10 protein-coding genes and 1 pseudogene are annotated in these 12,520 nt (G+C 70.5%); 2 read left to right on the top strand and 9 right to left on the bottom strand.

What is annotated here, in order from left to right; translation table 11 throughout:
- Positions 1–27: 27 nt before the first annotated feature.
- Positions 28–1,147: pseudogene (locus tag SLAV_RS38480) on the bottom strand (IS256 family transposase).
- Positions 1,148–1,396: 249 nt separating this feature from the next.
- Here SLAV_RS38480 and SLAV_RS38485 point away from each other — a divergent pair.
- Both SLAV_RS38485 and SLAV_RS38490 read left to right on the top strand, forming a co-directional pair.
- On the top strand, positions 1,397–1,702 hold the full coding sequence (locus SLAV_RS38485; protein WP_030241652.1) for a DUF6247 family protein: 306 nt from the start codon (positions 1,397–1,399) through the stop codon (positions 1,700–1,702).
- On the top strand, positions 1,699–1,959 hold the full coding sequence (locus SLAV_RS38490) for a hypothetical protein (protein ID WP_030241655.1): 261 nt from the start codon (positions 1,699–1,701) through the stop codon (positions 1,957–1,959). Before SLAV_RS38485 ends, SLAV_RS38490 begins: the two co-directional genes overlap by 4 nt.
- Before the next feature lie 340 nt (positions 1,960–2,299).
- Here the strand turns inward: SLAV_RS38490 and SLAV_RS38495 are convergent, their stop codons facing one another.
- The 8 genes from SLAV_RS38495 to SLAV_RS38530 form a co-directional block, all read right to left on the bottom strand.
- Complete coding sequence (locus SLAV_RS38495; RefSeq protein ID WP_030241660.1) at positions 2,300–4,798, bottom strand: RICIN domain-containing protein; 2,499 nt, start codon at positions 4,796–4,798, stop codon at positions 2,300–2,302.
- Positions 4,799–4,963: 165 nt separating this feature from the next.
- Complete coding sequence (locus SLAV_RS38500) at positions 4,964–5,800, bottom strand: class II fructose-bisphosphate aldolase (RefSeq protein WP_030241667.1); 837 nt, start codon at positions 5,798–5,800, stop codon at positions 4,964–4,966.
- Entirely contained in the window at positions 5,781–6,719 is a 939-nt protein-coding gene (locus SLAV_RS38505; protein WP_030241670.1) for a 1-phosphofructokinase family hexose kinase, read from the bottom strand. Before SLAV_RS38505 ends, SLAV_RS38500 begins: the two co-directional genes overlap by 20 nt.
- Positions 6,716–7,705 carry an ROK family protein gene (locus SLAV_RS38510; RefSeq protein ID WP_051841548.1) on the bottom strand — a complete coding sequence of 330 codons (990 nt, stop codon included), beginning with the start codon at positions 7,703–7,705 and terminating at the stop codon, positions 6,716–6,718. The genes SLAV_RS38505 and SLAV_RS38510 overlap by 4 nt, the downstream gene beginning before the upstream one ends.
- Positions 7,698–8,660, bottom strand: coding sequence for an SIS domain-containing protein (locus SLAV_RS38515; RefSeq protein ID WP_030241673.1), 963 nt, complete (start codon positions 8,658–8,660; stop codon positions 7,698–7,700). The genes SLAV_RS38510 and SLAV_RS38515 overlap by 8 nt, the downstream gene beginning before the upstream one ends.
- A gap of 77 nt (positions 8,661–8,737) precedes the next feature.
- On the bottom strand, positions 8,738–10,591 hold the full coding sequence (locus tag SLAV_RS38520; protein WP_078950761.1) for a glycoside hydrolase family 35 protein: 1,854 nt from the start codon (positions 10,589–10,591) through the stop codon (positions 8,738–8,740).
- Positions 10,588–11,487, bottom strand: a complete 900-nt coding sequence (locus tag SLAV_RS38525; protein ID WP_051841549.1) for a carbohydrate ABC transporter permease — start codon at positions 11,485–11,487, stop codon at positions 10,588–10,590. The genes SLAV_RS38520 and SLAV_RS38525 overlap by 4 nt, the downstream gene beginning before the upstream one ends.
- Complete coding sequence (locus SLAV_RS38530; protein ID WP_100661228.1) at positions 11,484–12,302, bottom strand: carbohydrate ABC transporter permease; 819 nt, start codon at positions 12,300–12,302, stop codon at positions 11,484–11,486. Before SLAV_RS38530 ends, SLAV_RS38525 begins: the two co-directional genes overlap by 4 nt.
- Positions 12,303–12,520: the final 218 nt, after the last annotated feature.

Genomic DNA, 12,520 nt, shown 5'->3' on the forward strand with positions numbered 1-12,520 from the left:
CGAACGGTGTAACGAGGGTGGTTGGGGTTACTGCCGGGCTGCGGAGAGTCGGCCGTCGAAGGTGCTGTCGAAGGCGTTCAGTGCGGTCTTCCAGCGCATGGTCCAGCGGGCCTGACCTCGGCCGGTGGGGTCCAGGGACATGATCGCCATGTAGACGCACTTCAGGGCGGCGGTCTCGTTCGGGAAGTGCCCGCGGGCCTTGACCGCCCGCCGGATGCGGGCGTTCACTGACTCGATCGCGTTGGTGGAGCTTTGCGATCTTGTCCCAGTCCTGCCGGGCGGCATAGCGGAAGGAGTTCCGCAGCAGATGGACCACGCAGGTCTGGACGGTCGTGCGGGGCCAGACCGTCTCGACGGCGTCCGGCAGGCCCTTCAGGCCGTCGCAGACGAGCATGAGGACGTCGTTCACACCGCGGTTCTTGATCTCGGTGAGGATGTGCATCCAGTGCTTGGCCCCCTCACCGCCGTCGCCGGCCCACAGACCCAGGATGTCCCGCCGGCCCTCGACAGTGACGGCCAGGGCGACGTAGATCGGCCGGTTCGCGCCGGCGCCGTCGCGGATCTTCACGTGGATCGCGTCGATGAAGACCACCGGATAGACCGGGTCCAGGGGCCGGTTCTGCCACTCGGCCATCCCGTCCATGACCTTGTCGGTAATGGTCGAAATCGTCTGGCGGGAGACTTCGGCGCCATAGACCTCGGCCAGGTGGGCCTGGACCTCGCCGGTCGTCAGACCCTTCGCGGACAGCGAGATCACCGTCTCGTCCACCCCGGACAGGCGCTTCTGCCGCTTCTTGACGATCCTCGGCTCAAACGATCCGTCACGGTCCCGGGGCACGGATATCTCCACCGGACCGACGTCCGTCAGCACGGTCTTGCCTCGTGTTCCGTTACGGGAGTTGCCGCCGTTCTTCCCGGCCGGATCGTGCTTGTCATAGCCGAGGTGGTCGGTGATCTCGCCCTCCAGGGCGGACTCCAGCAGCCGCTTCGTCAGCTGCTGCAGCAGACCGCCCTCACCGGCCAGCTGCAAGCCCTCAGCCTGAGCCCGGGACACCAACTCGTCGATCAGCCGGTCATCCACCGCCTTCGACGGCTTCGGCTCAGACGGCTCGACGGTCTCGGCCTCGGTCACGTTCTCACTGGTCATCGATGCATCTTCCTTGATCGGGAGTTACATCGAACGATTTACAGTCCCACTGGCACCCGGGTTCCCTCGCCAGAGCGAATCCACCGAGGGGTGCAGAGCATCAGGAGCGTCACCGGCGGAAACTGCTCACGGACCCGGTGGCGTACGCCGAATCCGGCGGCACAGTGATGTAACAGCCGCACCTGAATTGGGACCCTGATGGCAGCGGCAGTACTAGCGTGGGGCGACAGGACTTCCTGGAGGACGATCATGAGCGCTCAGCCTGAGCACACGCCCATCCCGTCGTATGCGCCCTCGCCCGGTGCCCCGGCTGAACTCCTCGCCCAGCTGCGTGCCGACCGGCGTGCGCCGCAGTGGGTGCCGGCCTTCGAGCGGGAGTGGACGGCAGCGCTGGAGGAGTCGCGCCGGACGTTCTCCCTCGCCGGTCTGTACGAGGTCGTCCAGGACTGGCAGGGCCGCCTCGCCCATGCCCCGGCGGTCGACGCGTTCGTCGCCTCCGGCTACGACGACGGCGAGACGATTGACATGGCAGAGCTGCGGGGAAGGCGCCGGTGACCGGGCAACCGCACGCGGTCCGCTTCTCCGCGCCGGCTGCGAAGGTTCTCGACACCCTGCCCGAGCACGCAGAGGACACCGTGTGGGACGTCTTGGACGCCGCCGCGGTCAACCCATGGGGGTTCGGGCAGTGGAACGCCGACGACCCTGAAGGCGAGGACGTGCGCTACGCGTCGGTCGGCAGGCTGTCCCTCACCTACTGGGTCAACAGACCCCTGCACCGCCTGACCGTGCTGAACATCGTTTGGCTCGGATAGCCACCCGGTGACAACGCCTCGGCGCGGGCATCGCAACTGTCGGGGCTGGAGCGTTCTCCATCGTAGGCACGGCTTTATCAGCCGTGCCCTGCACGGCACCGTCCTGTAATGGCGATCTGCTCGTCCACGGCCGCCGCGCGCCTGCTGGCCGAGTCCCGGCTGACGGTCGTTACTCGTTCCCTGCCGGTGGCAGAGCGCCTGAGCGGGGCGGGCCGGGAGCTGGGTGACGTGGCTCCAGCCGCGGCCGTCAGTCGCCGTGTGCTTGGGAAGACCTGCCGGGGTTCCGGGTGGGGGCCGGGACCCCGGCAGGCCGGTCAAGGCCGCGGCGGCCGTAGTGGCATCAGTTGACGGTCCACTGCTGGAGCGTGGTGCCGGTGTCGGGCTGCTGGGTGACCAGTGCGCCATTGGCGGAGGAGGCGGTGGTCAGGAGCAGTCCGCTCCAGGCGGAGGCGACGGTGTGGGTGCCGTTCGCCTGTCGCGTGATGTTCCAGCGCTGGTTGGCGCCGTTGCTGCAGGTCCACTGGACGATCTTCGCGCCGGGGCTGGTGGAGCCTCCTTCGACGTCGGCGCAGAGGCCGGACTCGCTGTTCTTGAGCTGGTACGTGCCATCGGTCTGTTGAGTGAACGTCCAGCTCTGGTTGGCACCGCCGTTGGGTGACCAGGTGATGAGCTGGGTGCCGGGGGTAGTGCTGTGGCCTGGGTTGTCGAGTGCCTTGCCCCCGGCGGTGAGGGTGTGGACTCCGTCGAGGGAGGCTGTGACCGCCCAGGTGAACGTGGCCGTGCCCCCGGCGGTGCCGGAGGCTGCGGTGACCGTCACGGTCGAGGCGCCGGCGGCGGTGGGAGTGCCGGTGATCAGGCCGCTGGAGCTGATGCTCAACCCGGTCGGCAGGCCGGTCGCCGTGAAGGTCAGGGGCTTGCCGAGGGAGTCGGTTGCCACGGCCTGGAGGGAGACGGCCTTGTTCACGGTGCCGGCCTGGTTGCCCGGGTTGGTGACCATCACCGTTTCGGGGACTTGGGCGATCGGGATCAGTGTCAGGGTCTGCTCGCCGGCCGTGCGGGTGCCGCCGACCGCGTTGCCGGTGGTGTTGGTCCAGCTGCGGGTGGGGGTGGTTTCGGCAAGGCGGGTGGAGTCCGCGGAGAGGCCGATGACGAGGCCGCTGTACCGATTGACGATCTTGTACGTGCCGGTGGAGGCGCCATCGGCGGGCGAGGTGCCGCGTATGACGAACCACTGCTGGCCGACCGTGGGTCCGCCGGTTCCCGCCGCGGTGACGGTGGGCTTGGTGCCCCAGGCGCGGGTCGCCGTCGAGGCAGCGCCCACCCCGAGGAGCTGACCGGTGCCGGAGTTGGCGATGCGGTACGAGCCGTCGCCGTTCGAGGCGAAAGTCCACGACTCGAGGCCGGAGCCGGTGGCGGCGGCGCTCGACGTGGTGGCCGAGCTGCCGGAAACCTGGGCCAGGACCCGGCCGCCCGCGCTGCCGATGCGGTAGGCCTTGGAGGTGTCGACCGGCGCGGCGGGCTCGGTCGTGTCGATCGCGAGGTTGACGTACTCGCTACTGGCTCCGTTGGAGCAGCCGAAGGAGCAGTACGAGCGGAAGTTCTTGCCCACGATGGTGGAGCTGGTCTTGTTGCCGCTGTCGAGGAACCAGCGGTACCAGGAGGCGTTCTTGTAGCTGCCCGTGTCGCCGAGACGGAACCACTTCTGGGTGGTCAAGTCAGCGGTGGCGTAGATCTCCTGGGAGGCGTTGCCGCTCTGGTCGACCGCCTGGGGCTGGCCGATGTACAGGCCGAGGTGGGCGTTGTAGGTGATGTCCATGACGAACAGCGGGGACGTCGGGGGCATCAGGCCGGCGGCGACCTGCTGGCTCACGGAGCCGCTGTTGGCCGGGTCGTACTCCTTCGACGGCGGGGTGTATCCGGTCGCGCTGCCGGAGCCGACGGGCACCATGTTGCTCTCGCGGCCGCCCAGGCCGGGCTCGGACCAGGCGCCGTCGTACCACTTCTGCCAGGAGCCGGGCGCCAGCTTCGCCGATATCGGAGCGCGGGCGACGTGCCCGTAGAACGCGGCCCAGCCGCCGCCCTTGTTCACGATCCGGGAGCCGTAGAAGGCGTAGAAGTAACCGGACCCGGTGTCGACGAACAGCCGCTGGTCACCGGTGCCGTAGTGGAAGGTCTGCTGCGGGAAGGCGGCGTCGTCCCCGCGCTCGGTGCTGTAGTGCGAGGTGATGACGTGGTCCTTGATGGTCCACGTGCGGCCCTGGTCCTTGGAGACCGCGTAGTCGATGCCGTCGTAGTGCAGGCCGTCGGTGAACGGCTGTGGGGTGAACTCGTTGTGCACGAGTCCGTACCAGTCGCCGGTGTCCGGGTCGACCCAGACGCCGGCGAGGTCACAGTAGTTCCGGTGTGCGTAGCTCGAACCCGCCGGGGCGGGTGTCGCTTCGAGCCCGGTGGGGCTGTTGTTGCAGCGCCAGGTGGTGTCGTTGTTGCGGTCGTTGGAGTTGGCCGGGTTGACCGCGTCGCTGATGGCGACGGACCGGGTGGCGGTGTCCAGGTTCGTCCCGGTGAAGAACGTCCACTTGCGGGGATCGTCGGCGCCGTAGAGCGCGTGGGCCTGCTGGAAGTAGAACGTGCCGTCCTTGTCGACGTAGGTGCCGGCGGGGGTGTCGTCAGGGTGTGTCCAGGAGCCCTTGGCGCCAACGGTGACGGAGTAGGTGGCGGGGGCGGGGACAGGGGCGGTCGACGCTGCGGATGCCGAGGGCATCATCAGCGTGCTGCCGCCGGAGATGACCAGCGCGGCGGCGGCGAGTGCGCCGGCCAGTCTGCTTCGAGGAGTGATCACGGGTACTCCCTGATGGGAGGAGCCTAGTGGGGCGGCTCCCTTGACGGTCCGTCGTCCTTGGGGACGGCGGTTGTGCTCGGGACTGCTGCGAGGCGGCCCGAGTGGGGTGCTCCGCGCCCCGGGGCAGGACGACACGGGGCGCGGAGCAGTGTGGGGGGCGGGTCCTCAGACGCCCGCCAGAACGTTCAGGAGGCGCGCGACTTCCGCCGCGACCTCCTCACGGGCCGGGCCGAGGTACTTGCGGGAGTCGCTGACCGCGGGCTGACGGTGGAGTTCCCGCCGGACGGTCGCGGAGAAGATGCCGTTGAGGTGGGTGGAGATGTTGACCTTCGTCATCCCCGCCGACACGGCTTTGGCGAGGTCCGCGTCCGAGACGCCCGACGAACCGTGGAGGACCAGCGGCACGCGGGTGGCGCTGCGCAGCCGCGCGATCAGGTCGAAGTCCAGTACGGCGTCGCGAGTGGCCATCGCGTGGGAGCTGCCGACCGCCACTGCCAGGCAGTCCACCGCGGTCGCCGCGGCGAACTCCCGGGCCTCCGCGGGGTCGGTGCGGACACCGGGGGCGTGGGCGCCGTTCTTGCCGCCTACCTCGCCCAGCTCCGCCTCGACGAGAACGTCGGCCCGGTGCCCGTACTCGGTGACCGCCCGGGTGGCCGCGACGTTCTGCCCGTACGGCAGCTTGGAGGCGTCGAACATCACGGAGGTGAAGCCGAGCCGAACGGCTTCGTGCACCAGGTCCTCGGACTCGGCGTGGTCCAGATGCACGGCCACGGGCACCGTCGCCTGCTCGGCCAGGGCGAGTGCGGCGCGGCCGATCGGTGCGAGGGAGCCGTGGTAGCGGATGGTGTTCTCGCTGATCTGGAGGATCACGGGCAGGTTCGCCCGGTGTGCTCCGTCCACGATGGCCTCGGCGTGCTCGAGCTGGACGACGTTGAACGCTCCGACCCCCCGGTTCAGGGCGTACGCGGGGCCGATGATGTCGTCAGTGGCTGTCAGCGGCATGGGGCCTCTCCACACTCACGGTTGCGGTCGTACGGAACTGGTCGTAGAGGTCGCGGCGGAAGTCGCCCGCGAGGGGTGCCGAGACGGCGGCCGCGGACAGCGCGACGGCGTCCCGCAGGAGGTCCGGCCAGGGCAGGCCCGTCGCGAGACCGGCTGCGAGCGCGGCGACGCAGGCGTCACCCGCGCCGGTCGGGTTGCCGCGCAGCTGGGCGGGCGGAAGGGTGCGGTAGCGCCCCTCCGGGGTGACGGCGTGCAGGCCCTGGGGGCCGTCGGAGGCGACGACCGTCCGAGCGCCGCGCGCCTGGAGTTCCGCGGCCGCGTCGGCGACATCGGACCGTCCGGTGACTTCGCGGATCTCCGCCGCGTTCGGCTTGATCACGTCCGGGCCGGCGTCCAGCGCGGCGAGCAGGGCGGCGCCGCTGGTGTCGAGGACGGTCACGGCCCCGGCGTCACGGGCCGTCGCCAGCAGTCCGGCGTAACTGTCGCACGGCAGACCCGGCGGGAGGCTGCCGGCAAGAACGACGACGTCGGCCCGGGCGGCGAGTTCGGCGAACCGCCGTGTGAAGGCCCGCCATGACTGCGGGTCGACGTGCGGCCCGGGCGGGTTGAACACGGTGGCGTCCCCGTTGCGTTCGGAGACGACGGTGATGGTCTTGCGGGATTCACCCCGTACGGGGACCAGTGCGTCCTTGAGGCCGGACGCCCGCAGGTCCTCGCGGAGGATCCGGCCGGTCGTCCCTCCCACCAGACCCGTGGCGAGCACCGGGTGGCGCAGTGCCGCCAGGACCCGCGTCACGTTGATGCCCTTGCCGCCGGCCCGCTCGACGGGCTGCGTGACGCGGTGGGAGGCATGGGGGGTCACCTCGTCGACGAAGTAGGTGACGTCCAGGGCGGCGTTCAGGGTGACCGTGAGGATCACAGTGCTCCTCCGGCCGGGTCGGCCACCAGCTCGACCGGCCTGCCGGCCGCTGGGTCGGCGTCGGCGGCTTCCCAGCCGAGCAGGCCGGCTCCGAGGCAGCCGGCCTGCTCCCCGAGAGCCGCCCGGACCAGCTTCGGTCGCCGGTGACAGCTCAGGCGGCGGTCGAGCGCGATGCGCAGGGGGTCGATCAGGAGGCCGCCGGCCTGGGACAGGCCCCCGCCGACCACGATCACTTCCGGAGCGAGGACCGCGGCGCACGCGGCGAATGCTTCCGCCAGCGCCTCGACGGCGCGCTCCCACACACGGCACGCCACCGGATCGGCACGCGCCACGAGAGCCGCGACCTCCTCGGCCCCCTCGACCTCATGCCCAGACCGGGCGGCGTAGACGGCGGCGATCGCGCGGGCCGAGGCCACCGCCTCCAGGCAGCCCCTCATGCCGCACGCGCACTGCTCGGCTCCGGGGGCGACCGTCAGGTGTCCGATTTCTCCGGCGTATCCGCACGCACGGAGCGGACGGCCTTCGACCAGGAGGGCGGCGGAGATTCCCGTGCCGATGGCCACGAAGAGGGCGTCGTCGAAGCCGCGGGCTGCGCCGAGCCTGCTCTCCGCCGTGCCGCCGGCGCGGACGTCGTGGCCGATCCGGACCGGGAGTCCCGTCGCGTCCGTGAGTACCGCGGCCAGGGGCAGGTCGTACCAGCCGAGGTTGACCGAGTGCACCGCGCGCTGCGTGGGCTCGTCGACGATGCCCGGGACCACGATGCCCGCGGCGACGGGTTCCACGCCGATGCCGACCGCCGCCCCCGCCAGGTCGCGCAGCAACCAGGTGATCGCGTCCACCGTGGCTTCATGGCCTTGGCGCCGCGGGGTCGAGCTGCGCAGGGTCGCCAGCGGCCGCATGGTGCGGTCGAGGAGCGCGCCCTTCATCGACGTGCCGCCGACGTCCAGAGCGATCACGCAGGTGCGGCTGCCGGCATGCTCAGGCATGCGCGCCGGCCAGCACCACGGAGCGGCTCAGAGCACGGGGCCGGTCCGGGTCGAGCCCCCGTGCGCCGGCCAGGTGGACGGCCAGGCGCTGGGCTCGTACGAGGTCGGACAGCGGGTCCAGATCGCCGGCCGCGTCGCCGGATTCGGCGACGTAGGCGACGCCGGTACGGGCGACGTCGTCCGCGAGGCCGTGCGGTGCGGGGCCGAAGACCCAGGTGCCGCGGCCGGGGCGGGCGATGCTGATGGGGCCGTGGCGGTACTCCATCGCCGGGTATGCCTCCGTCCAGGCGCCGGCCGCCTCCCGCATCTTCAGCCCCGCCTCCAGCGCAAGGCCGTAGGCCCAGCCATCGCCCAGGAAGGTGATCTGCTCCGCTGCGCACATCACCTCGGGCAGCGGTGCGGCCACGGCCCGTTCGGCGTCCGCGGCGGCCTGCGCGATCGTACGCACTCCCCGGGGCAGCGGGCCGCCGCTCTCCAGGTGGGCACGCAGAAGGACGAATGTCGTCGTGGCGAACCTGGTCTGCACGACCGACTTCTCGTCGGCGTAGGCGAGTTCGATGACGCCGTCGGCAACGTCGGCCACCGGGGTGCCTGCGTCGGCGGTGACGGCGGTGACCGGCGCCTGCCCGCGCAGCCTGGCCAGGAGGTCCAGGACTTCGGTGGTGGTGCCCGAGCGGGTCAGCGCCACGATGCGGTCGTAGCGGCGGCCCGCGGGGAACCGGGAGGCGGCGAAGGAGTCCGTCTCGCCTTGACCGGCCCGCTCGCGCAGTTCGGCGTAGGCCAGGGCCATGAACCAGGAGGTTCCGCAGCCGACGACGGCCACGCGCTCACCGAGCCGGGGCAGGACGTCCTGGTGGTCGGTGACCGAGGCGGCCGCCATGCGCCAGCAGTCCGGCTGGGAGGCGATCTCGCGTGAGGTGTGGGAGGTGTGCGCGGAGCCCGGGGGAGTGGACATCGGTGCTGGATTCCTTCGAGGTGTTGCGCGGTTGCTGAATCGACCGTGCGAGGGGTGTGGGGGAGCGGCGTCGGCGCTCAGTCGAACGTCTCGATGTACTCCTCGCAGGGCCCGAGGTCGGGCGCGTCCACGAGGTCGACATGGTGGCCGAAGCGGTCGAGTTCCAGGATCGTCAGGAGGTTGTCCCCCGTGCGCAGCAGCGGACGGGGAAGGTACAGGGTCGTCTGCGGGCCCACGTCCCAGTAGCGGCCGAGCAGGGTGTCGTTGACCCAGACGAAGCCCTTGCCGAAGCCGGGCAGGCTCAGGAAGGTGTCGGCGGGCTCATCGACGTGCAGGCGTGCGGTGGCGATGCCGCGGCTGTCGGCGGACTCGGCGGCCGTGCCGGCGCGCGTGAGTTCCTCGGCGGTCCACTCGTCGAGCGGCAGGGGGCACATGGACCATCCGTGGACGAGCCGCCGCTCCACGCGGACCCCGCCCAGAATGCCCTTCCCCTGTCCCAGCAGGGGGCCGTAGTTGATGCGTCCCTGGTTCTCCACCAGCAGGTCGAGTTGGATCGCCGCGCCCGTGCCGGTGACGCCGAAGGACGCTGTCGGCCGGTCCAGGACGGTGACGAGGGAGCCGTCGACGAAGACCTGTGCGCGGTCGTGGAGGCCGGTGACCGTCACCTCGTGGGTGCCGGGCGGTACGACCGGGTGCGCGGTGTAGAGCACGAGGCCGGAAGCTTGGCCGAGCTCCTCGAAACTCAGCGGGTTGGCGGCGTGCACGGGCGTCGACACCGACCTCAGTGCAGCCGGCAGCGCGGATCCGCGGTGTACGGGGAGGGTGGCGGGCTCCAACAGGGGCGGGTCGTCCGGCGGCTCGGGGACGGGCCGTGTGCTGTGGGGGGCGAGCTTGTCGCGCAGCGCGTAGAACTTGCTGGTGAGCGCGCCGTGTTCGGCCACTGGGGCGTCGGAGTCGTAGCTGGTGATGGTCGGCTGGAGGGCCGTGCCGTCGTGGTTCGCGCCGGCCCACAGCCCGAAGTTGGTGCCGCCGTGTGCCATGTACAGGCTCAGCGACCCGCCTTGGGCCAGGATGCCGTCGACGTCGTCGGCGGCGTTCGAAGGGGATCGGACGTGGTGCTTCTCGCCCCAGTGGTCGAACCAGCCGTTCCAGAACTCGGCGCAGAGGAAGGGCTCGTCGGCGCGGCGTGAACGCAGCAGCCCGGCAGCCTGGTCGGGGCGTGACCCGAACGTGGCGGCCGCGAGTTCGCCGGGAAGGGTGCCGCCGTCGAGCATCAGCGGTGTGGGCCCGTCCGCGGTGAACAGGAGCTCGCGGACGCCGCGTGTTGCCAGGGCGTCGCGCAGCCAGCGCATGTAGGTGTGGTCGTCGCCGTAGCTGCCGTACTCGTTCTCGATCTGCACGGCCACGACCGGGCCGTCGTGTGCCGCCTGGTGGTCGGCGACGAGCGGGATCAATGCGTCGAACCAGCGTCCGACCTCGTCGAGGAACTCGCGGTGGCTGCTCCTGGGCCGCATGCCGGGCCGTCCGGTCAGCCAGGCGGGCAGGCCGCCGTTGTCCCATTCGGCGCAGATGTACGGGCCGGGGCGGACGATGACGTCGAGGCCGGTTTCCTCGGCGAGCCGGAGGAACCGCGGCAGGTCACGCCAGCCGTCGAAGCGGATGTCACCGCGTCTGCGCTCGTGGAAGTTCCACGGCACGTAGGTGTCCACGGTGTTGAGGCCGAGTGCGGCGACGCGCCGGAGGCGGTCGGCCCATTGCTGCGGGTGGACGCGGAAGTAGTGCAGGGAGCCGGACAGGACCCGGTGGGGCTGCCCGTGGCGCAGGAAGGCGCCGTCGGCCCAGCTCAGCACGGGCTGCGTGACGAGCGCGTCGGTGACGGGGGCGGGGCGGGCGGTGCCGGCGGACTCGGTGGTGAGGGCGGGAGGGGTCATTTGACGGCTCCGGCGGTCATGCCCGCGCGCCAGAAGCGCTGGAGCGCGAGGAAGGCGATCAGAAGCGGGGTGATGGAGACCAGGGACCCGATGACGACGAGGGGCGGTGGTACGGCGACGTGGCTGGCGTTCCAGGCGACGAGACCGACCGTGACCGGCTGCAGCCGGTCGTCTCCCAGGACCATGGCGGGCAGCAGGTAGTTGTTCCAGATCTCGACGAACTGGAACAGGAAGATCGTGACGAGGGCAGGGAGCATCATCCGCACCCCGATCGTGCGGAAGATGCGGAATTCACCCGCGCCGTCGAGACGGCCGGCTTCGAGGACCTCGTCGGGCACGCTCTGCTCGGCGAAGACGCGCGCCAGGTAGACGCCGAAAGGGCTGATGACGCTCGGCAGCAGGACCGCCAGAGGGTTGTCGATCAGGTGAACGCCCGAGAACATCAGGTACAGCGGCAGAGTGAACAGCACCTTGGGCACGAGGACGGCTGCCAGGACCAGGGAGAACAGAGTTCCGCGGCCGGGGAAGTCGTACTTGGCCAGGGCGTACCCGGTCAGGGCGGAGAAGACGGTGCCGATGAGCGCGCCGACGCCGCAGTACAGAACGCTGTTGAGCATCCAGCGCCAGAAGATGCCGTCGTCCTGGCTGCTGAGCCGGGCGACGTTGTCGAACAGGCCGAAGCCGTCGAACCACAGGCCGCTGCCACTGAACTGCTCCCCGAAGGGTTTGGTCGCAGACACCAGCAGCCACCACAGCGGGAAGAGGAAGTAGAACGCGGACAGTCCCAGCAGGGCGAGTACGGTGACGCGGCCGGCCGGGCGCGTCTCGCGGCGGGGTCCGATCCGCTTGGGCGCCGGCGAGGGGGCGGGAACGGGGGCAGGGATCACCGTGGTCATGCCTGGTCTCCTCGGCGGGTCAGCTTGAAGAAGATGAGTGACACCAGGCCCACGGCGACCGCGAGCAGGACCGACTGGGCTGCCGCGTACGGGTAGTTGCCCGCTGCGACCGCGCTCTGTGCCGACATCAGAGGCGTGAAGGCGGAGGAGATCGAACCGCCGGAGACCGGCTGCAGCACGGTCGGCTCGTTGAACAGCTGGGCCGATCCGATGATCGAGAACACCGTGGTGAGCACCAGCGCGCCCCGTACCGCGGGGATCTTGATGCTCCAGGCGATCCGCAGGGCGGAGGCTCCGTCCATCCGGGCGGCTTCCAGGACCTCGGCGGGGATGGACTGCAGGGCCGCATAGATGATGATCATGTTGTAGCCGGCCCAGCTCCAGGTGACGATGTTGGCCACCGACCACAGCACGATGTCGTCGTCGAAGAACGGGATGGTGACGGAGAACGGTTCGAGCAGCCGGTTGAGCGGGCTGGACGTCGAGGAGTACATGAACGACCACACGAGTGCGGCACTGACGCCGGGGATCGCGTAGGGGATGAAGCTCGTCAGTCGGAAGAAGCCCCGGCCCCGCGCCGACTTGGAGTCGATGAGCAGGGCCAGCACCAGTGCCACTGCCAGCATGAGCGGCACCTGTACGACGCCGAACAGGGCCACGCGGCCGAGCGAGGCCGTGAACGATCCGTCGTGCACGGCGCGCACGTAGTTGTCCAGAGGGGCGAAGACCTCCGTCGGGGCGGTCAGGCCCAGACCCGACCGGCGGACGGTGAAAAGACTGTTGTAGGCCGCGTACAGGATCGGTGCGATGTACATGGCCACGAACAGGGCGACGAACGGGGCGCAGAAGAGCAACGGGCTCAGAGGCCGCGGGCGCCCGGAGAGGGCTCCGCGTGCGGGCCGGGACGGAGCGGCGGCCGCCGGGCGCCGTCCGGTTGCGCGTACCGAAGGGGAGGCTTGGGTCACGAACGGGGTCCTCACTGTGGTTCGCCCCGCCGGCCGGCGAGTCAACGGCGGGGCGACTGCTTGCACTT

The sequence above is a fragment of the Streptomyces lavendulae subsp. lavendulae genome (assembly GCF_002803845.1).
In the GTDB taxonomy this organism is placed as follows: domain Bacteria; phylum Actinomycetota; class Actinomycetes; order Streptomycetales; family Streptomycetaceae; genus Streptomyces; species Streptomyces lavendulae.